We start from the raw sequence: 20948 nt of genomic DNA, 5'->3' as shown, positions 1-20948 counted from the left end.
CGCGACCCCGTGACAGCGATCACTTTCCGTGATTTCGCCTCCGCCGGCCCCGTAACCCATGTCCGGTGCGGACCGTTTCTCCGGGTGCGACCGGTGGTAGCCCCGGCATCCCCCGGGCCCCCGAGGTCCGGCAGCGCGGCCGGCCACGACCTTCGTCCGTGGTGTCCCGCCGTCACCGGTCGCTGTCGAAGACAGCGGCCGACCGGCCGCGACCAGCGAGAGGAGGTGCCCGCGGTGGACAGCAACCTCTTCTCCCGTCGGCGCGCGGAGCGCTTCGCGCAGCTTCTCGACGAGGCCAACGGGGGCCGGCGACACCACGTCCGTTCCCGGGCCGACGACCAGTTGGCCACGCTCGTCGCGGTGGGTCAGCGGCTGCCCGCCGCCCCGCCCGCCGTGGAGATGGACCCGGAGTTCCGCACCGGGCTGCGGGCCATGCTCCTGGCCACCGCCGAACGCGAGGGCATCGGTGCCCCGGCCGCCGTCACCACCGAGCCGTCGTCCCGGCGCTCCGCCGCCGACGCCGGCCGCAACCGGCTGCTGCCGGCGGTGACCGCCCGCCGGGCCCGCGCCCGGGGCGCCATCCTGGTCGGCGTCGCGGCCGGCGCCGTCGCCCTCTCGGGCATCTCGGCCGCCAGCGAGAACGCCGTCCCCGGCGACGCGCTGTACGGCATGAAGCGCTCCACCGAACGCGCCCAGCTCGCGCTGGCCAGTTCCGACGTCAGCCGGGGCCAACTGTTCCTGGACTTCGCCCGTACCCGGCTCGCCGAGGCGGCCGCGCTGCGCGGCAACGAGGACGGCTTCAGCGCGGTGCTGGACGACATGGACGCCGACACCCGCCAGGGCGTACGCCTGCTGACCACCGCCGCGACGCAGCGCTCGGACCCGGCGGCGCTGGACGCGGTCAACTCCTTCCTCACCGGCCAGCGCCGGGCGGTCGGCGGGCTCCTGGACGGCGCCAGCCGGGCCGAACGCGACCGGACCCGCCGCTCGCTCGCCCTGCTCGACGCGGCCCGCAAGCGCTCCGACGCGCTGCGCGCGGCTATCGCCTGCGGCGGGCCCGCACCCGTCGGCAGCGACGCCCTCGGCCCGGCCCCCGCCACCTGCCCCGGCGACCGCTGACCCGGCCTCGGCCGGACCGGCCGAGACGTCCGCGCCACAGTTCTCCCCATGGACGGCCGGCCGCCACGCGCGCCCGGCTACCCTCGCGGAAGCACACGTCGCGCCGGTCGAGCGGAGGGAGGTCGCGTGGTCCGCAGCCGCAAGGTGACCGTCAGCACCGACGCCCACGGTCACACCGCCGGCTGGGCGGAGACCGACTTCGCGCCCCTCGCTCCCCCGGAACCCGATCCGACCGCGGCGGCCTTCTTCGACGTCGACAACACGATGATGCGGGGCGCGTCGATCTACTGGTTCGCCCGGGGCCTCGCCGCGCGCGACTACTTCACCACCGCGGACCTGGCCCGGTTCGCCTGGCAGCAGCTGCGGTTCCGGCTGCTCGCCACCGAGCACGCCGGCGACATGTCGCAGGCCAAGGAGGCCGCCCTCGCCTTCGTCGAGGGCTGGCGGGTGGACGACGTGGAGCGCCTCGCGGAGGAGATCTTCGACGAGCTGATGGCGCCCCGGATCTGGGCCGGCACCCGCCAGCTCGCCCAGCGCCATCTGGACGCCGGCGAGCGGGTCTGGCTGGTCAGCGCCGCGCCCGTGGAGATCGGCCGGGTGATCGCCGCGCGGCTGGGCCTGACCGGTGCGGTCGGCACGGTCGCCGAGATCGTCGACGGCGCGTACACCGGCCGGCTGGTCGGCGACCTGATGCACGGCCCGGCCAAGGCGGAGGCGGTCACCCAGCTCGCCGCAGTCGAAGGGCTGGACCTGCGCCGCTGCACCGCCTACAGCGACTCGTGCAACGACCTGCCGATGCTCTCCATGGTGGGCCGGGGCGTGGCGGTGAACCCGGACGCGGCCCTGTTCAAGGAGGCCCGGCAGCGCGGCTGGGACGTCCGCGACTTCCGCACCGGCCGCCGCGCCGTCAAGATCGCCGTACCGTCCACCGCCGCGGCCGGCCTGGTCGCCGGGGCGGTCGGCGCCGGGTTGGCGCTGCACCGGCGCCGCCGCGACGGCTGACGGCTCGGGCCGCCCGCGCCGTCAGCGGCACCGACCGCCCGCGCCCTCAGCGACGCGGGCCGCCCGCATCGGTCAGGGGCCGAACGGGTCCGGGCGACGCTCCAGCAACTGGTGCAGGGTCTGCTGGATGGTCTCCCGCACCTGGTCCGCGAGGTTGAACACGACCAGCGGATCATCGGCGGAGTCGGTCAGGTGCGCGGTGGGGATCGGCGGGCAGAACTCGATCAGCCACTTGCTCGGCAGCGGCACCACGCCGAGCGGCCCCAGCAGGGGGAACGTGGGCGTGACCGGGAAGTAGGGCAGCTTGAGCAGCCGCGCCAGGGGCTTGATGTCGGCGAGCATCGGATAGGTCTCCTCGCCGCCGACGATGGCGACCGGCACGATCGGGGTGCCCGTGCGCAGCGCCGCCGAGACGAACCCGCCCCGGCCGAAGCGTTGCAGCTTGTAGCGCTCGGAGTAGAGCTTGCCGATGCCCTTGAAGCCCTCGGGGAAGACGCCGACCAGCTCGCCGTTGCCGAGCAGCCGCTCGGCGTCCGGGTTGCAGGCGACCGTCCCGCCGGTCTTGCGGGCCAGCTCGGAGACCACCGGCATCCGGAAGACCAGGTCGGCGCCGAGCAGCCGCAGGTAGCGGCGGGCCGGGTGCTGGTCGTGCAGCGCGGCCGAGAGGATCAGCGCGTCCAGCGCCACGGTGCCCGAGTGGTTGCCGACCACCAGGCCGGCGCCCTCGGTGGGCACGTGCTCCAGGCCGGTGACCTCGGTGCGGAACCAGTCGCGGTAGAGCATCCGCAGCAGCGGGTGGAAGACCGCGTCGGTGATCTCGGGATCGAAGCCGAACTCGTCGACCTCGTAGTCGCCGGAGAGCCGACGACGCAGGAACGCCAGGCCCTTGGCGACCTTGCGGTCCCAGTGGTCGCCGGGCCGGTCCTCCACCGCCGGCCCGGCGGGGGCCGGCGCGGCCCCGTTCGGTCCCGTGCCGCCCGGCGCCGGGTCCGCCACGGCGGCGGCCGGCTCGTCGGTAGCCGCCGGGTCGGGCTCGTCGGCGGGGGCCGGCGCGTCGTGCGCGACCGTCTCGTCGGTGGCGGAGGTGTCGGGCTCGTCGGGGGTGCCGAGATGGTGTCCGTTCGCCCGCGCGGGCTCCGCGTCCGGCGCGGGCACGGTCAGCGGTACGTCGTAGCGGCCGTCGCGCCGCTCCTCCGGCCCGTTCACGAGCCCTCCCGTACGGCCGCCCGGACCTGCCGGATCCCGTCCAGCACGAGCTGCTCCGCGACGGCCAACTGGTCCCGGTTCACGACGACACCGCCGTAATGGGCGCGGATGAAGTCGTCGAAGGCAGCGGCGGTGGAACGGGGCGTGAAGCCGTACTCCCGCTCCAGCCGGCTGGTGTCGACGACCCGGCCGTGCACGAAGAGGTCGACCTGGTCCAGGCCGTAGCGGCCGAAGCCGAGGTTGCGGGCGATCGCGGCGGCGCTGGAGAGGCCGGGCTCCAGCACCGGCACGGCCACCCGACCGGCCCGCCGGATCGCCTGCGACAGGGAGAGCACGCCCGGCCCGGCCACGTTGTACGTCCCCGGATGGTCCTCGACGATCGACCGGTGCAGCACCTCCAGCGCGTCGTCGAAGTGCAGGAACTGCAACCGGGGGTCCCGCCCGAACACGGTGGGCACCACCGGCCGGGAGAAGTAGCGGGTGAGGGTGGTGTCGGCGGTCGAGCCGATGAACGGCGCGAAGCGCAGCACGGTCGCGGTGACGTCGGGCCGGCGGCGGCGGAAGCCGCGGACGTACCCCTCGATGTCCAGGATGTCGCGGCCGAACCCGCCGCGCGGCACCTCGCGCGGCTCGGTCTCCTCGGTGAAGACGGCCGGGTCGCGGAACGACGCCCCGTAGGCGGCCGTCGAGGAGCGGACCACGAGCTTGCGCAGCCGGGGCGCGCGCTGGCAGGCGGCGAGGAGCTGCATCGTGCCGATGACGTTCTGTTCCTTCATCGCCGAGCGACCGCCGTGCTGCGGATCCGGCGAAGTGACCAGGGCCAGGTGGACCACCGCGTCGACGTCGAGGTCGGCGAGGAGGCCGCCGAGCGAGCCGGCGTCGACGCGGACGCGCTCGACCCGGTCGAGCAGGTCGGAGAACTCGGCGCCGGGCTCGGGCTGGTCCACGCCGATGACCCGCTCGATGCGGGGGTCGGCCGCGAGCCGGGCCGCGACGTGCGCGCCGAGGTACCGGCTGACCCCGGTGACGACGACGACCCCCGGGGCACCTGTGGTGCCACCGGGGGTCATGTCGCGCACCTTCCCCGGCAGGAGGGATCGAACCGGGAAATCCGCGGCGTGATCACCTGAGCCTCCGGGGGTCGACAGTTGGCAAGTGACGACGGGAGCCGGGCCGGGACCCGGCCCCGGTCACTTGCCGAGACGGCGACGCTGGACGCGGGTCTTGCGCAGCAGCTTGCGGTGCTTCTTCTTAGCCATGCGCTTGCGGCGCTTCTTGACCACCGAGCCCATACGAAAGCCTTTCGATGCAACGTGCGGGGCGACCGGATGACGCCACGGTGTGGCGTCGGCGACCGCTTGCGGACAACGGACCGGACCAGCGGGGTAAGCGGCAGGGCGCACCTGCGGTCACGGTCGGGGTCCAGGGTAGCCGGAGAGCGTCAGCAGGACCAACGCGCCCCCGTCGATGCCCGTTACGTCGTGCTTGAACGACGGCCCGCGGGAGGGTCAGGCGGTTTCCTGAAAGGCGCCCCGCAGGTATTCGTGCACCGCGTGTTCGGGCACCCGGAACGACCGGCCGACCCGGACAGCGGTGAGCTCACCGCTGTGCACCAGGCGGTAGACCGTCATCTTCGACACCCGCATCACCGTCGCCACCTCGGCGACGGTGAGGAACTTGACCTCCGACAGCCGTCCGTCGGACTGCGACCCGGCCATGGCTCACCGACCAATCCCATGCCCGGCGCGTGCCACCGGACGGGTTCGTCCCGCCCGGACCGGCGACGCGCGTGTTACCAGTACGGTAGCGGGACGGCTGTGACCGGCGCGATCCCTTCGTACAACTGATCATGATTCTCGCCGGTGTCCACCCGACCGGTCGGTTCGTTGTCGAACCTGTTGCGCCCGGCGTCCGATCGGTCCCCGCCCGGGACACGCCGCCCGGTCCGGGACGGTCGGGACGCTGCCCGACGCACGTGGCCGCCCCGACGGTCGGAAGCGGGCCGCCGCGCGGAAGGCGTCCGGTGGCTCCGGCGGCGCCACCGGAGCCACCGGACGGGTGCCCCGGGCCGCTTCCGGACGCGGACCGGGGCTCCGCGCTGGGAGCGGGCACCAGTGTGTCAGGTCGCCCGGCGCGGCCCGACAGCGGTCGATCATGAATGTCGGGGGCCGCCCGGACCGGCGCCAGCGGGGGCCACGGCGCCGCCCGGCCCGTCAGCCGACCACGGCCCGGGCGTACCCGACGCACTCGTCGTGCAGGGCGGACCAGGGTTCGCCGAGGACCCGCTCGGCCGCCTGGTCCACCGGCGTGCGCTCGTGCACCACGGCCGCGAAGAAGGCGAGCAGCCGCTCCGGGCCGAACCGGTCGACCAGGTGCCGGACCGCCAGGTAGGAGACGCCGTAGCTGCCGCTGACCCGGTCGGCGGGGGCGTCGTCGGCCGGGCTGAGGCTGTCGAGCCGGCCGTCCCAGCCGCCGCCGAGCAGGCGCCGCACCTCGTCCAGTCCCGCGTACCGGTCGATCGGCTCGCCGTCGGCGCCCGCGTACTCGGCCAGCCCCTCCACCAGCCACCAGGTGCCCTTGCCCGGGTAGCCCCGCTCGGGCAGGGACGCGGCGTGGGTCAACTCGTGCCGGAGCAGGTCGTCCACCCCGCCGGCGACGAGCCCGTCGGCGTTGAGCACCACCTCGTGGTGGCCGCCGCCGACCGTGACCGCGTACCCACCCGTCCACTTCGGCCGGCCGCCGCCGTACCAGCGCTGCCACTCGCCCCGGCCCGCGTAGAAGATCCGGTACCGGTCCGGCGTGCGGCCACCCACGGCGTACGTGTCGGCGACCCGGGCGGCGGCCTCCGCCTGGGCCAGCAGGTCGGGCAGTTCCTTGCGCAGGGCGGGAGTGGTGGCCACGATCGTACGCCGACCGACGGCCACGGCCAGTGCGCTGACCTCCCAGGGCCGGGTGCCGGTCTCGGCGGACCGGGACGGCTCCACGGCGAGCAGCCGGGGCCGCTCCCCCTCCCGCCACCGGGTGCCGGTCAGCACGCGGCTGGTGCGGCAGTCCGGCGTGACGAAGCAGTAGCGGAACTCGACAAGCAACCGCCACTCGCCGGGCCGGCCCTCGACCGGGGTGGGCAGGCCGTTGGCGCCGGCCTGCCAGGCGGTCACCCGCAGCGCGCGCAGCGCGGCGTACCGGCGGCGCAGGTCCGGATGCGCGACCGGCTCCGCAACCGCCAGGAACCCGGTGCGGTCCCCGCCGAGCAGGGCGGCGGACTGCCGGGCCAGTTCCGCCGTCATCCGCTCGCCGAGCCGGCGGGCGGCCGCGGTGGCGGGGTCGTCGGCCGACGCGGCGGACGCCCCCGGCCCCGGCGGGTCACCGGCACGCACCAGGCCGGCCACCAGCGCCGCGGGCAGGCCGCAGGCCAGCAGCAGTACGACCACCGCCAGCGCCACCCCGAGCGGCCGGATCCGCCGCGACGACCGCTCGCTGCCCACCGCCGGAAGGGCCGGCGCGGCGGGCGCGGCCGTCCCGGCCGAGTCAGCGGGCTCGGCCCTCTCAGCGGGCGCGGCCCCCTCTACAGGCGCGGCCCTCTCGGCGGGCTCGGCGGGGCCAGCCGGCTCGGCCCTCTCGGCGGGCTCGGCCTCAATCTCGGCCTCGGCCTCGACAATGGACTCGGCACCGTCAGCCGGCCCGGCCTCGACAGCGGGCCCGGCGCCGTCAGTGGGATCGGCCTCGACCGTGGGCCCGCCGCCGTCAGCGGACTCGGCGCCGTCAGCGGGCCCGGCCCCATCAGCGGGCTCGGGGCCGTCAGCCGGGTCGGCCTCTTCTGTCGCGGCGGCCGGCGTGCCGTCCGTCACCGGTCGGCCGTCCGTTCCGGGCTGCCCGTCAGTCACCCGCCGAAGGGTACGACCATCGGGCCGGCCGGGCGACCACGGCCCGGCGAGCCACGCCGCCTGGCAGCCCGGAGCGCGGCAGCAGACGGCGGCACGGCGACGGCGGCCGCCCACCTCGGCCGGGCGTCGCCGCGTCCAGGGTCAGCCCCACCGGCCGCCGACGGCCGGCTCCAGCGGGAAGAGCGGCAGCGGACCCAGGGCCGTCAGCGGCGGTCCACGCGGGGCCAGGACCGGAACGCGCCGTCCAGCGCGGCGACCAGGTTGTCGAACGTGGCATCGACAGCGCGGGGCATGCCGAAGCCGCCGGCCGCCTCCAGCGAGACGAACCCGTGCAGGGTGCTACGCAGCATCCGGGTCGCGTCGACGGCGTCGTCGCCGTCGAGCCCGTAGCCCCGCAGGGTGGCCCGGATCGCCCCGACGGCCCGCTCGCCGGCGGCGACGTGTTCCGGGTCGGCCGGGTCCGGGACCCGCTGGGTGGCCGGGTAGCGACCGGGGTGCCGGTGCGCGTACGCCCGGTAGGCGGTGGCGACGGCCCGCAGCGCGTCCCCGCCGGCCCGGCCCGCGGCGGCGGCGGTCAGTTCGTCGGCGAGTTCGGCGGTGGCCAACGCGGAGAGCTTCTGGGCGAGCGCGTCGGCCCCTCGCACGTGCTTGTAGAGGCTCGGCAGCGCGACGCCGAGCCGGTTGGCCAGCGCGGCGAGGGTGAGCTGGTCGGCGCCGACCTCGTCGGCGAGGCGGGCCGCCTCGCGCACCACGCTCGCCTGGGTCAGCCCGGCCCTAGGCACCGGTGACCGCCAGGAACTCGGCGAGTTGGGCGGCGGTGCGCGCCGGCTGGTCTGCGTGCGGGTAGTGGCCGGAGTCGTCGATCATCCGTGCCTCGGCGGTGGCGAAGAGCCGGCGGGCCGCCCGCGCCCCGGCACCAGGGTCGCGGAAGTCCGGGTCCTTCGTGCCCATCAGCACCAGCACCGGCTGCCGGACCTCGCGCGCCCGCGCGGTCCAGTGCGGGTCGGCCGGCGCGATCACGCCGCGCATCGCCGCCATCCGGCCGGGCTCGCGCAGGGTGGCGACCATGGCCTTGCGGTACGCGGCGTCGTCGGCGGGCCGCTCGCACGGGAAGAGCGTGCGGTGGAAGAGCCCGAACAGCCGGGGGCTGCGCAGCACGGCGGCCAGGGCCACCCGCATGAACGGGTTGAGCTTCGGCTCCTCGGCGAACGGGGCGAGCTGGACGACGCCGTTGACGAGCGCGGGATCGTCGGCGGCGGCGAAGACCACGGCCGCCGCGCTGGACGAGCTGCCGACGAGGGTGGCCGGTCCATCGCCGAGGTCGCGGACCACCGCGAGCAGGTCGGCGCCGACCTCCGCCGGGGCGTACGTCGGCCAGCCGGCGCTGGACGCGCCGTGCCCCCGGACGTCCACCGCCGCCACCCGGTGCCCGGCCGCGACGAGCAGCGGGACCAGGTGGCGGAAGGAGCCGCGGTTCTCCCCCATGCCGTGCGAGAGGACGACGAGCGGCCCCTGCCCGTGCACCTCGTAGGCGATCCGCCCGCCGTCCCGCTCCACATAGCTAACTGTCATAACCGATAAGCTAATGTAGTTAGCCAACGCCGTCAAGGGCTTGACCTCACGTCGGCTTCAGGTCGCACGATCGGGTCATGTCGCTCGCCCCCACGCACCTGCGCATCGCCCGACCGAGCCGCGACCTGGCAGCCGCCGAACGCTTCTGGGCCGGCGGACTCGGCCTCGACGTGCTCTGGCGCTCCGCCGCCGAGGCGCCGGGCGAGCACGACCTGCTCATGGTCGGCCGGCCGGGCGACCACTGGCACCTCGAACTCGTCGGCGGGGAGCAACTCGCCGTCGCGCCGACGCCGACCGTCGAGGACCTGCTGGTGCTCTACCTCGACGGCCCCGTCGACGACGGGCTGGTCCGGGAACTGGAACGGGCCGGCGGGACGAGGGTCTCCGCCGGCCCGTACTGGGACCGCTGGGGGGTGACGGTGGCCGATCCGGACGGCTACCGCCTGGTGCTGAGCACCCGGGGCTGGTCGAACGGCTGACCTACTTCTTCGACAGCACGGCCCGGCCGAAGAACATCAGGTTGGCCGGGCGCTCGGCGAGCCGGCGCATCAGGTAGCCGTACCAGTCCTCGCCGTAGGGCAGGTAGGTGCGCACGGTGTAGCCCTCGCCGGCCAGCCGGGCCTGCTCCTCCGGGCGGATGCCGTAGAGCATCTGGAACTCGAAGCGCTCGGGGCCGCGGTCGAACCAGCGGGCCCGGTCCTCCCCGATGGCGATCAGGCGGGGGTCGTGGGTGGCCAGCATCGGGTAGCCGTCGCCGGACATGAGGATGTTCATGCACCGCACGTAGGACTTGTCCACCTCGCGCGCGGACTGGTAGGCCACCGACTCCGGCTCCTTGTACGCGCCCTTGCACAGCCGGACCCGGGAACCGGCCGTGGCCAGCTCGCGGCAGTCCGACTCCGTCCGCCGCAGGTACGCCTGGAGCACGGCGCCGGTCGACGGGTGGTCCTTGCGCAGCTTGGCGAGGATGTCCAGCGTCGAGTCGGTGGTGGTGTGGTCCTCCATGTCCAGGGTGACCGTGGTGCCCGCCTCCTCGGCGGCGGCGCAGATCGCCCGCGCGTTGTCGTAGGCGAGCTGCTCGTCGAACATCTGGCCCAGCGCCGACAGCTTGACGCTCACCTCGGCGGCCGGGGTGAGCCCCGCCTCGGCGAGCCGCCGGAGCAGCCCGACGTACTCGTCGCGGGTGGCGGTGGCCTGCTCGGGGGTGACGGTGTCCTCGCCGAGGTTGTCGAGGGTGACCGCGAGACCGTCGTCGACGAGTTCGCGGGTCGCGCGCAACGCGTCGTCGGTCTTGGCGCCGGCGACGAACCGGCGGACGAGGTCCCGGCTGAACGGGGCCGTCGCGACGAGCCGCTCGACCTGGGGTGACCGGGAGGCGGCGAGGATGACGGTACGGAGCATGGACCGAGCGTAACGCCCGCCGGTGGCCCCGCGCGGGGCAGCGGGCGCAGCCTCGGTCGCCAGGTCCCAACACCGTCACAGGCACCGACCGGGGGCGGACGGCGGTGGCCCCCATCGGTTACAACGATGACGTGGAACAACGCCCCCGCCGCCGGCTCCGGTCGGCCTCCGTGCAGCTCGGCGCGCTCACCGTCCTCGCGCTCACCCTCTCCGGCTGCAACATGTCCTCGGACGACGACGATGACGACTGCGCCCTCGGCCCCGTGGGCGGCGGCGAGACGGTGGCCCTGGCGCTGCGGGCGCCCACGGTGACCGCCGGGCGCACAGCGCCGGAGCCGGCCGCCGCGGCGGTGCCCGACCGGGGCGGCTTCGGCACCCACCTCGCCTCCTGCGGCGGCTGAGGTGCGCCGGGAGTCGGTCACCCCCCGCCCGGACTGGGACGCCACGATCCGCTCCCAGGGCCTGGTGTACGTCGACACCGAGCTGCCCGACGGCGGCATCATGTCCTACTGGGACGAGACCGCCGCGTACGCGTTCGAGCTGGACGAGGTGCTGCGGCTGGAGGAGGCGACCGAGGAGCTGCACCGGATGTCGGTCGCCGCCGCCGAGCACGTCGTCGCGCGCAACCGCTACGCCGAGTTCGGCATCCCCGCCTGGGCGGCCGAGGCCGTGGCCCGGTCGCTGCGCGAGGCGCCGCCCACCCTCTACGGGCGCTTCGACCTCGCCTACGACGGCAGCTGGCCGCCGAAGATGCTGGAGTACAACGCCGACACCCCCACCGCGCTGGTCGAGGCGAGCATCATCCAGTGGTACTGGCTGGAGCACACCCGGCCGGAGCTGGACCAGTGGAACAGCCTGCACGAGCGCCTCGTCGAGGCCTGGGCGAAGATCGGCGCGGGGCTGCACGACCGCCGGGTGCACGTGGTCTGGTCCAACGAGGAGGAGTCCGGCGAGGACCACATGACCGCCGGCTACCTCGCCGAGACCGCCCGCCAGGCCGGGCTGGAGGTCACGCTCCAGCCGATCCAGCGGCTCGGCTGGGACGGCCGCCGCTTCGTCGACGCGGCCGACCAGCCGGTCACCACCTGCTTCAAGCTCTACCCCTGGGAGTGGATGCTCGCCGAGCCGTACGGGCCGCTGGCGCTGGAGCCGGGCACCCCGACGACCTGGATCGAGCCGGCGTGGAAGCTGCTGCTGTCGAACAAGGCGCTGCTCGCCGTGCTCTGGGAGCTGTACCCCGGCCACGAGCTGCTGCTGCCCGCGTACCTCGACTCGCCGCGCGGCATGACCGAGTACGTGGCCAAGCCGCTGCTCGGCCGCGAGGGCGGCTCGGTGCGGATCGTCACGGGCGACACCGAGATCACCAACCCGGGGATCTACGGCGACGAGGGCTGGTGCTACCAGGAGTTCCGGGCGCTGCCGGAGTTCGCCGGCAACCGGATGGTGCTGGGCAGCTGGATCGTCGACGGCGAGTCGGCCGGGGTGGGGGTGCGGGAGAGCGCGAGCCTCATCACCGACGGCTACGCGCGGTTCCTGCCGCACTACATCGACGCGCCACGGGTCCCCTGAGTCGTCTACGGTTGTGGGCGTGAACTTCGACGCGTACGCCCGGACCGGCGTTGACCTCGTCAACGCCCGCCTGGACGACCTCGACGACCTCCGGGCCCTCTTCCCCGACGACAACGCGTGGATGCGCGACGAGGTGGCGGAACGGGACCTCGCGACATTCCGGCGGGCGCAGAAGCGCTTGCGCGACGTCTTCGAGTACGGCACATCCGGGCGGGACGCCCAGGCGGTGACCGAGCTCAACGCGCTGCTGGAGGCGTTCCCGGTGCAGCCCCGCATCTCCGGGCACGACTCCAGCGACTGGCACATGCACGTGACCAGCCGGGGCGCCTCGGTGAGTGCCGAATACCTGGCCGGCGCCGCCTGGGGGCTGTCGGTCTGGCTCTGCGAGTACGGCAGCGCCCGGTTCGGGGTGTGTGCCGACGACCGCTGCGGCAACGTCTACCTGGACACCTCGTCCAACTGCTGCCGGCGGTTCTGCTCGGAACGCTGCGCCACCCGCTCGCACGTGGCCGCCCACCGCGCCCGCAAGCGCGCGGCCATCGGCGAGCAGGCCGGCGTGAACAGCAAGGAATCGCTCAGCACGACCGTCTGACACCGTGCCCGGCCGGCCCTCCGGTGCCGGCCGGGCACGCGCGGCGGCCCTCCGGGCGGCCACCGGGCACGGGGCGGCGGCCCTCCGGGCGGCCACCGGGCACGGGGCGGCGGTCAGGCGTCGACCGGGGACGGGGTGCCGAGGTGCTGGCGGGCGAACGCCAGCGACTCCCGCAGGTCGGCCTCCCGCACGGCGCGGCTCTTCGCGCCCCGGGTGGTCACCTCCACGGCGACCGAGCCGGTGAAGCCGCGCCCGGCCAGCGAGGAGAGCAGCTCGCCGCAGGGCTGGGTGCCGCGCCCCGGCACCAGGTGCTCGTCGCGGCCCTCACCCGTGCCGTCACCGAGGTGCACATGGGCCAGGTTGGCCCCCATCCGGTCGGCCATCGCCAGCGAGTCGGTGTGCGAGGCGGCGCAGTGCGACAGGTCGAGCGTGTAGGAGTCATACCCCGTCTCGGTCGGGTCCCAGCCCGGGACGTACGGCACGAACTGCCGCCCCGCCATCCGGACCGGGTACATGTTCTCGACCGGGAAGCGCAGGTCGGGGTAGTCGGCGGCGATCGTGGCGAGCCCGTCGGCGAAGTTGCGCGCGTAGTCCCGCTGCCAGGTGAACGGCGGGTGCACCACCACGGTGGGCGCCCCGAGCGTCGCCGCCAGCTCCGCGGAGCGACGCAGCCGCTCCCACGGGTCGGGGCTCCACACCCGCTGCGTGACCAGCAGGCAGGGCGCGTGGACGGAGAGCACCGGGACGCCGTAGTGCTCGGCGAGCCCGCGCAGCGCGCCGGCGTCCTGGCTGACGGCGTCGGTCCAGACCATCACCTCGACGCCGTCGTAGCCGAGCGCGGCGGCCAACTGGAACGCCGCCGCGGTCCGCTCAGGAAAGACCGAGGACGTGGACAGGAGCACGGGGACGCGGGAAGTCACACCATCGAGGGTAGCCGGGGTCGATCGACACCTCGTGACGAGAGACCGCAAACCGCCCAGATCACACCGGACCGTCTACCGTTCGCGGCTCACACCGGACCGAGCTGGTCGAGGTGGCGCAGGATCACGCCCTCGCGCAGCGCCCAGGGGCAGATGTCCAGCGCGTCCACGTCCAGCTGACGCAGCACGGCCTCGGCGACGACCGCCCCCGCGAGCAGCTGGTGGGCCCGGCCGGCGCTGACCCCCTCCAGCTCGACGAGCTGGGCCGGCGGGATGTGCCGGATGAACCCGAGCACCTGGCGCAGCCCGGCGCGGGTGAGCCTGCGGGGCGCCCACAGTCCGGCGCCGGAGGGCGCCGCGCCGGCCAGCCGGGCCAGCGTCCGGAACGTCTTCGAGGTGGCCACCGGCCGCTCCCAGCCCACCGCGGTCAGCTGCGCGACGGCCGGTTCCAGCAGCCCGTCGACGTACGCCCGCAGCTCGTCGACCGCCTCGGCCGGCGGCGGCGCCGCGCTGTCGGGGGCCACCCGGAGCCGGTCCCGGGTGAGCCGGCCGGCGCCGAGCGGCAGGGAGACCGCCACGGCCGGATCCTCGTCGATGCCGGCCGCGAGCTCCAGCGAGCCGCCGCCGATGTCCAGCACCAGCAGCCGACCCGCCGACCAGCCGAACCAGCGTCGCACCGCGAGGAAGGTCAGCCGCGCCTCGTCCGCACCCGGCAGCACCTCCAGGCGTACGTCGGTCTCGTCGCGCACCCGCGCCAGCACCTCGGCGGCGTTGGTGGCGTCGCGGACGGCGGAGGTGGCGAACGCGATCAGGTCCTCGGCGCCCAGCCCCACGGCCGCCGCCCTGGCCATGCCGACCGCCTTGACCAGGCCGTCCGCGCCGGCCTCGGTCAGCGCGCCGTCCGGGCCGATCTGCTCGGCCAGCCGCAGCACGACCTTCTCCGAGTGCGCCGGCCAGGGGTGCGCCCCGTGATGGGCGTCGACCACCAGCAGGTGCACCGTGTTGGAACCGACGTCGAGGACACCCAGTCGCATGCTGAAGACACTAGGGCCAACCGGATTGCGCGGCTCGGCGGACCGGTGGGGGCACCGGGCGTACGCTGGGCCGGGTGACAGGCCAGATCGAACTCCGTGTGCTGGTGGACGACCCGGACGACCCCCGCAGCCGCGAGGTGCCCCTGGACTTTCCCCGGGAGTGGATCGAGTTCGCCGACCCGGCGGACGACAACCACCTCATCCGGGCCGACCTGACGTGGCTGCTCTCCCGCTGGACGTGCATCTTCGGCCGGGGCTGCCACGGCATCGTCGCCGGCCGGGCCGCCGACGGCTGCTGCTCGCACGGCGCGTTCTTCACCGACTCCGAGGACGAGCAGCGGGTCCGGGCCGCGGTCAAGCGGCTGACCCCGGCGACGTGGCAGCACTTCCGGCGCGGGTTCAAGAACTGGACCGAGAACGACACGATCGACGGCAAGAGCTCCGCCCGCCGCACCGCCACCCAGGAGGCGGACGGGCCGTGCGTCTTCCTCAACGACGCCGGATTCCCGGGCGGCGCCGGCTGCGCCCTGCACGCGCAGGCGCTGCGCGACGAGGTGCACCCGCTGGAATACAAGCCCGACGTCTGCTGGCAGCTGCCGATCCGCCGCGACCAGGAGTGGGTCAAGCGTCCGGACAACACGAAGGTGCTGGTCTCCACGCTCTCCGAGTTCGACCGGCGGGGCTGGGGTGCCGGCGGGCACGACCTGGACTGGTGGTGCACGTCCTCCACCGACGCGCACGTCGGCAGCGAGCCGATGTACGTCTCGTACGGCCCGGAGCTGACCGCGCTCGTGGGCGCCCCCGCGTACGCGAAGCTGGCCGAGGTGTGCGGGGCGCGCAGGCGGCAGGGCATGGTCGCCCCGCACCCCGCCGACGGCGCCTGACCGACCGACGACGACGGGGCCCGCGCGCGGCGCGGGCCCCGTCGTGCGTACGCCGGTCAGGGCTCGAACTTGTAGCCCAGACCCCGCACGGTGACGATGAAGCGCGGCGCGGACGGCTCCGGCTCGACCTTGGAGCGCAGCCGCTTGACGTGCACGTCGAGGGTCTTGGTGTCGCCGACGTAGTCGGCCCCCCAGACCCGGTCGATGAGCTGGCCCCGGGTGAGCACCCGGCCCGCGTTGCGCAGCAGCAGCTCCAGCAGCTCGAACTCCTTGAGCGGTAGCTGGACCGCGGCGCCGTCGACGGTCACCACGTGCCGTTCGATGTCCATCCGGACCGGGCCGGCGGCCAGCGTCGGCCCGCCCGACTCGGCGGCCTCGGCGCTCTGCCGCCGCAGCACCGCCCGGATCCGGGCGACCAGCTCCCGGGGCGAGTACGGCTTGGTCACGTAGTCGTCGGCGCCGATCTCCAGGCCGACCACCTTGTCGATCTCACTGTCCCGGGCGGTGACCATGATGATCGGCACGTGCGAACGCTGCCGGAGCTGCCGGCACACCTCGGTGCCGGACATCTCGGGCAGCATCAGGTCGAGCAGCACGATGTCGGCGCCGGTCCGGTCGAACTCGGTGAGGGCGGCGGTCCCCGTCGCGGCGACGGACACCTCGAAACCCTCCTTGCGGAGCATGTACGACAGGGCGTCGGAGAACGACTCCTCGTCCTCGACCACCAGTACGCGGCTCAACGGGACTTCCTTTCCATGTGCTGTCAGGCCTGCCGGAGCTCGGCCGGACCGGCCTCGATCCCAGCGGGCGGCGGTGTCGCCAGGCCCTCGTCGGGGGGACGGGTGGGCAGCCGGAGGGTGAACGTCGATCCACCACCAAGAGTGCTCGACACCTCCACCCTTCCGCCATGGTTGCCGGCGATGTGTTTCACGATGGCCAGCCCGAGGCCGGTGCCGCCGGTCGACCGGGACCGGGCCTGGTCGGCCCGGTAGAACCGCTCGAAGATCCGGTCGACGTCGGTCGGGGCGATCCCGATGCCCTGGTCGGCGACGGAGATCTCCACGTGTTCGTCGGCGGCGCGGGCGGTGATCCGGACGGTGGTGTCCTCGCCCGAGTAGTTGACGGCGTTCTCCACCAGGTTCGACACGGCCGTGGCGAGCTGCGCGTCGCTGCCGTGGACGGTCAGGCCCCGTTCGGCGTCGACGGCCACCTCGATCCGGCGGGCGGCGGCGGAGGTGCGGGTCCGGTCGATCACCTCGGCGATCACCCAGTCGATCGCGACCGGCTCCGGGGGCGGCTGCGGCTCGGCGCCCTGGAGGCGGGTCAGCTCCAGCAGCTCCTGCACCAGGCGGCCCAGCCGGGTCGACTCGTGCTGGATGCGCTCGGCGAACCGACGCGCGGCGACCAGGTCCTCGGAGAGGTCGGGTGCGCCCGCCCCGGCGGGCTCGGTGGCGTCCAGCAGCGCCTCGGCGAGGAGTTGCAGCGCCCCGATGGGGGTCTTGAGCTCGTGGCTGACGTTGGCGACGAAGTCGCGGCGGACCCGGGCCAGCCGGTGCGACTCGGTCACGTCCGAGGCCTCGACGGCGATGAAGCCCGCCCCGATCCCCATCGCCCGCAGGTGCACCCCGAGCGGGTTCACCCCGGCGTTGTCGCGGCCCCGCGGCAGGTCCAGCTCGATCTCGCGCCGCACGCCGGTGCGGCGCACCTGCCCGGCGAGCGTACGGATCAGTGGGTGGGCGGCGATCGAGCCCTGGGTGGGGCCGGTGCGGAGCAGCCCCATCGCCCGGGCGGCCGGGTTGACCAGGACGGGCAGGTCGTCGGGGTCGAGCACGACCACGCCGGCCCGTAGGGAGTCGATGGTCCGGCGGCCGATGCCGGACTGCGGATCCTCGGCTATCGGGAGCCTCCCGGAGGTGTGGGGGTAGCCGGACCGGCTCCCCGCCCGCGTGGCGCGTTCGCCCAGCGCCGGAACGAGCCGGGGCAGCAGCACCCCGGCGACCAGTCCGACCGCCAGCCCCACGGCCACCGCGACCGTCACCGCCCATTCCACCCGGCGATCGTAGGGTCATTGTTAACCTGGCAACCACCACAAATAGGATGAATCACCTTCGCTTCCGGCAAAGTTCACTCCCGCGTCCGGCGTCGTTCACCGAGGTTCACCTCGGGTCTCCCCGCCCGACCTACCGTGGGCGGCGTACCTGCCCCCGCCGGCCGGGGCCGGCGACCAGCGACCCTCGCCCGCGCCACGGAGCCGGCGACCGTTGCGCCGGCCCCCCGGCCGGGCGACCGACAACCAGCGACCACAGGACGTGACAATGCGCGACGAGTTCCGGGCTGACCTCCAGATCGTCAGCCAACTGCTGGTGGACATGGCGGAAGGGGTCCGGGCCGCGATGCGGCAGGCCACCCACGCCCTGCTCACCGCGGACCGCCGGGCGGCCGAGACGGTGATCGAGCGGGACGCCGAGATCGACGAGCTCTACCGGCACGTCGAGGAGCGGGTCTGCGACCTGCTCGCCCGGCAGGCCCCCGTCGCCTCCGACCTGCGCGCGATGATCACCGCGCTGCACGTCGCGGCCGACCTGGAGCGGATGGGCGACCTGGCCGACCACGTCGCCAAGACCGCCCTGCGCCGGCACCCCTCGCCGGCCGTCCCGGCGGAGCTGCGGCCGACCTTCACCGACATGGCCGCCATCGCCGACCGGATGGCCATCAAGATCGGCTCGGTGCTCGCCAAGCCCGACGCCGACCTCGCCGCCGAACTCGACGGCGACGACGACGCCATGGACGACCTGCACCGCAGCCTGTTCGGGCTGCTGCTCGGCGAGGACTGGCCGTACGGGGTGGAGACCGCCATCGACGCCACCCTGCTCGGCCGCTTCTACGAGCGCTTCGCCGACCACGCCGTCAACGCCGGCGAACACGTGGTCTACCTGATCACCGGACAGACCACCCCCACGGCGGGCTGAGCGCGCGCAAAGGGCCCCTTCCCACGCGCGTCGCGCCGGGAAGGGGCCCTTTCCGTGGCTACGTCAGCGGCCCTGGTTGGCCACCGCGGCGGCGGCCGCCTTGGCGGCGGTCGGGTCCAGGTACGTGCCGCCCAGGGTGAGCGGGCGCAGCTGCGGGTCCAGGTCGTAGCGCAGCGGGATGCCGGTGGGGATGTTGAGCTTGGCGATCGCCTCGTCGGAGATCTGGTCCAGGTGCTTCACCAGGGCGCGCAACGAGTTGCCGTGCGCGGCCACCAGCACCGTACGGCCAGCCAGGATGTCCGGCACGATCGAGTCGTACCAGTAGGGCAGCATCCGCTCGACGACGTCCTTGAGACATTCGGTGCGGGGCATCAGCTCGCCCGGCAGCAGCGCGTAACGCGGGTCGCCGACCTGCGAGAACTCGTCGTCGTCCGCGATCGGCGGCGGCGGGGTGTCGTACGAACGGCGCCAGAGCATGAACTGCTCCTCGCCGTACTCCTCCAGGGTCTGCTTCTTGTTCTTGCCCTGGAGGGCGCCGTAGTGCCGCTCGTTGAGCCGCCACGACCGGCGCACGGCGATCCAGTGCCGGTCGGCGGCGTTGAGCGCCAGCTCGGCGGTGCGGATCGCGCGGCGCATCACGCTGGTGTGCACCACGTCCGGCAGCAGGTCGTGCTCGCGCAGCAGCTCGCCGCCGCGGCGCGCCTCGGTCTCGCCCTTCTCGGTCAGGTCGACGTCGACCCAGCCGGTGAAGAGGTTCTTGGCGTTCCAGTCGCTCTCGCCGTGCCGCAGCAGGACCAGCGTCCCGACGGTGGGCCCCTCGCTAGCAGTCATGCCGATCATCCTGCCGCACGTCGTCGGGCGACGCGCGGGCGGTGGTCGTGACGACCACCACGTGGAAAATGCGCTGCCCGGAGATCCGGCCTGGCACTAGGTTGTAAGGCGCAACAATCAAGACGGTCATTACGGGGGCGCTGGCGTGCGGACGATGCGGGGTTGGTTCCGGGACACCACCGGCGGCCTACCGGTCAGCTTCTGGTACCTGTGGGCCGGCACCCTGATCAACCGGCTCGGCTCGTTCGTCCTGGTCTTCCTGGCCATCTACCTGACGCAGGAGCGCGGCTTCTCCGCGTCGCAGGCGGGGCTGGTGCTCGGCCTCTGGGGCGTCGGCGGGGCGCTCGGCACCACCGCCGGCGGCACGCTGAGCGACCGCTGGGGCCGCCGGCCCACCCTGCTCACCGCGCATCTCGGCGCGGCCACCATGATGCTCGCCCTCGGCTTCGCCCGGGAACTGTGGGCCGTGGCGCTCGGCGCCCTGCTGCTCGGCATGTTCGCCGAGGCGGCCCGGCCCGCGTTCGGCGCGATGGTGATCGACGTGGTGCCGGAGAAGGACCGGCTGCGCGCCTTCTCGCTGAACTACTGGGCGATCAACCTCGGCTTCGCCAGCGCGGCGATCCTCGCCGGCCTCGCCGCCGAGGCCGGCTTCCTGCTGCTCTTCGTGGTCGACGCGACCACCACCGTGATCACCGCACTGGTCATCTTCCTCAAGGTCGGCGAGACCCGGCGGGTCCCCGCCGGCGGGGGCGGCCAGCGGGGCGCCGGCGCCCCCGTCGGGGCGCTGCGCACCATCCTGCGCGACCGGGTCTTCCTCGGCTTCGTGACGCTCAACCTGTTCGCCGCGCTGGTCTTCCTCCAGCACATCTCGATGCTGCCGATCGCCATGGGCGACTCCGGGCTCAGCCCCACCACCTACGGCTCGGTCATCGCGCTCAACGGGGTGCTGATCGTGGTCGGCCAACTCTTCGTTCCCCGGCTGATCAGGGGCCGGAGCCGATCGCACGTGCTCGCCCTGGCGTCGGTGGTGATGGGCGTCGGGTTCGGGCTCACCGCCTTCGCCGACACCGCCTGGTTCTACGGCCTGACCGTGCTGGTCTGGACGGTCGGCGAGATGCTCAACTCGCCGTCCAACGCCACCCTGATCGCCGAACTCTCCCCCGCCGAGCTGCGCGGCCGCTACCAGGGCGTCTTCTCGCTCTCCTGGCAGGGAGCCGCCGCGGTCGCGCCCGTCCTCGGCGGCCTGGTCCGGGAGCAGGCCGGCAACGCCCAGCTCTGGTTCGGCTGCGCCGCCATCGGCGGGCTGATGGCGCTCGCCCACCTGATCTCCGGCCCGGCCCGGGAGCGGCGGGCCACGCTGCTGCGGGCGGCCACCGGTCCCGTCGTGCCGGTGGTGGCGATCCGCCCGCCCGCCCCGCAGGCCGCCGAGGCGGCGGCGACGGCCCCCGCCGAGCCGGTCGGCCCGGCAGGGGACGACGGCCTGCCGGACAGGGGCCCGGGGCGGCCGGTCGGCCCGGCAGGGAGCGACGGCCTGCCGGACAGGGACCCGGGGCGGCCGATCGGCCCAGCAGGGGACGACGGCCTGCCGGACAAGGGCCCGGCAGGGCCGGTCGGTCCGGCCGGGAGCGACGGCCTGCCGGACAGAGGCCCGGGGCGGGCGCCGGAGCCGACGGGAGCGCGGTGACCAGCGACACGCTGGCGCGGCAGCCCTCGGCTTCCTACGGTCGAGGACGCTTCGGCCGAGGACGCCTCGGTTAGGAAACAGAACTGTCGGGAGGACGGGTGCGGGCCCTGCGCCGCTGGCTGGACGACACCGCGGGCGGGCTCCCCGCCACCTTCTGGTACCTCTGGGCCGGACTGCTGATCAACCGGGCCGGCGCCTTCGCGATGCTCTTCCTGTCGCTCTACCTGACCGAGGCGCGGGGAGCGAGCGAGGCGCTCACCGGCACGGTCGTCGGGGCGTAC

21 protein-coding genes and 3 pseudogenes are annotated in these 20948 nt (G+C 74.3%); 10 read left to right on the top strand and 14 right to left on the bottom strand.

What is annotated here, in order from left to right; genetic code table 11:
* Positions 1-234 precede the first annotated feature (234 nt).
* Together F6X68_RS06545 and F6X68_RS06540 are read left to right on the top strand one after the other, a co-directional pair.
* On the top strand, positions 235-1119 hold the full coding sequence (locus F6X68_RS06545) for a DUF5667 domain-containing protein (RefSeq protein ID WP_151453391.1): 885 nt from the start codon (positions 235-237) through the stop codon (positions 1117-1119).
* Positions 1120-1245: 126 nt separating this feature from the next.
* Complete coding sequence (locus tag F6X68_RS06540) at positions 1246-2121, top strand: HAD family phosphatase (protein ID WP_225852020.1); 876 nt, start codon at positions 1246-1248, stop codon at positions 2119-2121.
* A 72-nt stretch (positions 2122-2193) separates the two neighbouring features.
* Here F6X68_RS06540 and F6X68_RS06535 read toward each other — a convergent pair whose 3' ends face one another.
* The 8 genes and pseudogenes from F6X68_RS06535 to F6X68_RS06500 all read right to left on the bottom strand — a co-directional run bounded on the left by F6X68_RS06535 (position 2194) and on the right by F6X68_RS06500 (position 8783).
* Positions 2194-3051, bottom strand: a complete 858-nt coding sequence (locus F6X68_RS06535) for a lysophospholipid acyltransferase family protein (protein ID WP_151453408.1) — start codon at positions 3049-3051, stop codon at positions 2194-2196.
* Between the two features lie 272 nt (positions 3052-3323).
* Positions 3324-4397, bottom strand: a complete 1074-nt coding sequence (locus tag F6X68_RS06530; RefSeq protein ID WP_151453389.1) for an NAD-dependent epimerase/dehydratase family protein — start codon at positions 4395-4397, stop codon at positions 3324-3326.
* Between the two features lie 120 nt (positions 4398-4517).
* Complete coding sequence (locus F6X68_RS06525) at positions 4518-4619, bottom strand: 30S ribosomal protein bS22 (RefSeq protein WP_007465623.1); 102 nt, start codon at positions 4617-4619, stop codon at positions 4518-4520.
* 216 nt (positions 4620-4835) lie between these two features.
* Positions 4836-5045 carry a helix-turn-helix domain-containing protein gene (locus F6X68_RS06520; protein ID WP_007465625.1) on the bottom strand — a complete coding sequence of 70 codons (210 nt, stop codon included), beginning with the start codon at positions 5043-5045 and terminating at the stop codon, positions 4836-4838.
* 274 nt (positions 5046-5319) lie between these two features.
* Positions 5320-5484, bottom strand: a pseudogene (locus F6X68_RS34060) (ABC transporter ATP-binding protein); the annotation flags it as partial.
* A gap of 56 nt (positions 5485-5540) precedes the next feature.
* The gene (locus tag F6X68_RS06510) at positions 5541-6812 is read right to left on the bottom strand and encodes a hypothetical protein (protein ID WP_151453388.1); all 1272 of its coding nucleotides are present in this window, start codon (positions 6810-6812) and stop codon (positions 5541-5543) included.
* 602 nt (positions 6813-7414) lie between these two features.
* On the bottom strand, positions 7415-7993 hold the full coding sequence (locus F6X68_RS06505) for a TetR/AcrR family transcriptional regulator (protein WP_151453387.1): 579 nt from the start codon (positions 7991-7993) through the stop codon (positions 7415-7417).
* Positions 7986-8783: an alpha/beta fold hydrolase gene (locus F6X68_RS06500; protein ID WP_151453386.1), complete on the bottom strand. Its 798-nt coding sequence runs from the start codon at positions 8781-8783 to the stop codon at positions 7986-7988. The genes F6X68_RS06505 and F6X68_RS06500 overlap by 8 nt, the downstream gene beginning before the upstream one ends.
* A 77-nt stretch (positions 8784-8860) precedes the next feature.
* Between F6X68_RS06500 and F6X68_RS06495 the strand changes: the two genes are divergently transcribed.
* On the top strand, positions 8861-9262 hold the full coding sequence (locus F6X68_RS06495) for a VOC family protein (RefSeq protein WP_151453385.1): 402 nt from the start codon (positions 8861-8863) through the stop codon (positions 9260-9262).
* Position 9263: 1 nt separating this feature from the next.
* Here F6X68_RS06495 and F6X68_RS06490 read toward each other — a convergent pair whose 3' ends face one another.
* Positions 9264-10184 (bottom strand): proline dehydrogenase family protein, encoded by a 921-nt coding sequence (locus F6X68_RS06490; protein ID WP_151453384.1) that lies wholly within the window; start codon positions 10182-10184, stop codon positions 9264-9266.
* Between the two features lie 131 nt (positions 10185-10315).
* Here F6X68_RS06490 and F6X68_RS06485 point away from each other — a divergent pair, with 131 nt between their 5' ends.
* From F6X68_RS06485 to F6X68_RS06475, 3 genes are read left to right on the top strand one after another with little or no spacing between them, the layout of a single operon-like run.
* The gene (locus F6X68_RS06485; protein ID WP_225852019.1) at positions 10316-10585 is read left to right on the top strand and encodes a hypothetical protein; all 270 of its coding nucleotides are present in this window, start codon (positions 10316-10318) and stop codon (positions 10583-10585) included.
* Position 10586: 1 nt separating this feature from the next.
* Positions 10587-11753 (top strand): glutathionylspermidine synthase family protein, encoded by a 1167-nt coding sequence (locus F6X68_RS06480; protein WP_151453383.1) that lies wholly within the window; start codon positions 10587-10589, stop codon positions 11751-11753.
* Between the two features lie 19 nt (positions 11754-11772).
* Positions 11773-12345: a CGNR zinc finger domain-containing protein gene (locus tag F6X68_RS06475; RefSeq protein ID WP_151453382.1), complete on the top strand. Its 573-nt coding sequence runs from the start codon at positions 11773-11775 to the stop codon at positions 12343-12345.
* A gap of 113 nt (positions 12346-12458) precedes the next feature.
* On the opposite strand, the gene F6X68_RS06470 is transcribed toward F6X68_RS06475, so the two are convergent.
* Positions 12459-13265, bottom strand: a complete 807-nt coding sequence (locus tag F6X68_RS06470; protein WP_192581301.1) for a sugar phosphate isomerase/epimerase — start codon at positions 13263-13265, stop codon at positions 12459-12461.
* 89 nt (positions 13266-13354) lie between these two features.
* The gene (locus F6X68_RS06465; protein WP_151453381.1) at positions 13355-14299 is read right to left on the bottom strand and encodes a Ppx/GppA phosphatase family protein; all 945 of its coding nucleotides are present in this window, start codon (positions 14297-14299) and stop codon (positions 13355-13357) included.
* A gap of 74 nt (positions 14300-14373) precedes the next feature.
* On the opposite strand from F6X68_RS06465, the gene F6X68_RS06460 reads away from it, so the two are divergent.
* Positions 14374-15183, top strand: a complete 810-nt coding sequence (locus tag F6X68_RS06460) for a hypothetical protein (RefSeq protein ID WP_151453380.1) — start codon at positions 14374-14376, stop codon at positions 15181-15183.
* A gap of 56 nt (positions 15184-15239) precedes the next feature.
* On the opposite strand, the gene F6X68_RS06455 is transcribed toward F6X68_RS06460, so the two are convergent.
* Together F6X68_RS06455 and F6X68_RS06450 are read right to left on the bottom strand one after the other, a co-directional pair.
* A complete protein-coding gene (locus F6X68_RS06455) occupies positions 15240-15923 on the bottom strand; it encodes a response regulator transcription factor (protein ID WP_151453379.1) in 684 nt (227 codons plus the stop codon).
* Between the two features lie 23 nt (positions 15924-15946).
* The gene (locus F6X68_RS06450) at positions 15947-17233 is read right to left on the bottom strand and encodes a cell wall metabolism sensor histidine kinase WalK (protein WP_151453378.1); all 1287 of its coding nucleotides are present in this window, start codon (positions 17231-17233) and stop codon (positions 15947-15949) included.
* 265 nt (positions 17234-17498) lie between these two features.
* On the opposite strand from F6X68_RS06450, the gene phoU reads away from it, so the two are divergent.
* Entirely contained in the window at positions 17499-18152 is a 654-nt protein-coding gene (gene phoU / locus F6X68_RS06445; RefSeq protein WP_132230787.1) for a phosphate signaling complex protein PhoU, read from the top strand.
* Between the two features lie 63 nt (positions 18153-18215).
* On the opposite strand, the gene F6X68_RS06440 is transcribed toward phoU, so the two are convergent.
* Complete coding sequence (locus tag F6X68_RS06440) at positions 18216-18983, bottom strand: phosphoglyceromutase (RefSeq protein ID WP_151453377.1); 768 nt, start codon at positions 18981-18983, stop codon at positions 18216-18218.
* A 145-nt stretch (positions 18984-19128) separates the two neighbouring features.
* On the opposite strand from F6X68_RS06440, the pseudogene F6X68_RS06435 reads away from it, so the two are divergent.
* Positions 19129-20451 (top strand): annotated as a pseudogene (locus tag F6X68_RS06435) (MDR family MFS transporter); the annotation flags it as partial.
* Positions 20452-20765: 314 nt separating this feature from the next.
* Positions 20766-20948, top strand: a pseudogene (locus F6X68_RS06430) (MFS transporter); the annotation flags it as partial.

The organism is Micromonospora sp. AMSO12t, assembly GCF_008806585.1.
GTDB lineage: Bacteria > Actinomycetota > Actinomycetes > Mycobacteriales > Micromonosporaceae > Micromonospora > Micromonospora reichwaldensis.
The sequence above is the reverse complement of the archived record's forward strand: the minus strand, read 5'-3'. Positions and strand labels throughout refer to the sequence as shown.

Excerpts from the sequence above, each read along its gene's own strand:
- F6X68_RS06440 (WP_151453377.1), bottom strand. The coding sequence starts at position 18,983 with ATGACTGCTAGCGAGGGGCCCACCGTCGGGACGCTGGTCCTGCTGCGG.
- phoU (WP_132230787.1), top strand. The coding sequence starts at position 17,499 with ATGCGCGACGAGTTCCGGGCTGACCTCCAGATCGTCAGCCAACTGCTG.
- F6X68_RS06520 (WP_007465625.1), bottom strand. The coding sequence starts at position 5,045 with ATGGCCGGGTCGCAGTCCGACGGACGGCTGTCGGAGGTCAAGTTCCTC.
- F6X68_RS06530 (WP_151453389.1), bottom strand. The coding sequence starts at position 4,397 with ATGACCCCCGGTGGCACCACAGGTGCCCCGGGGGTCGTCGTCGTCACC.
- F6X68_RS06525 (WP_007465623.1), bottom strand. The coding sequence starts at position 4,619 with ATGGGCTCGGTGGTCAAGAAGCGCCGCAAGCGCATGGCTAAGAAGAAG.
- F6X68_RS06500 (WP_151453386.1), bottom strand. The coding sequence starts at position 8,783 with ATGACAGTTAGCTATGTGGAGCGGGACGGCGGGCGGATCGCCTACGAG.
- F6X68_RS06465 (WP_151453381.1), bottom strand. The coding sequence starts at position 14,299 with ATGCGACTGGGTGTCCTCGACGTCGGTTCCAACACGGTGCACCTGCTG.
- F6X68_RS06495 (WP_151453385.1), top strand. The coding sequence starts at position 8,861 with ATGTCGCTCGCCCCCACGCACCTGCGCATCGCCCGACCGAGCCGCGAC.
- F6X68_RS06490 (WP_151453384.1), bottom strand. The coding sequence starts at position 10,184 with ATGCTCCGTACCGTCATCCTCGCCGCCTCCCGGTCACCCCAGGTCGAG.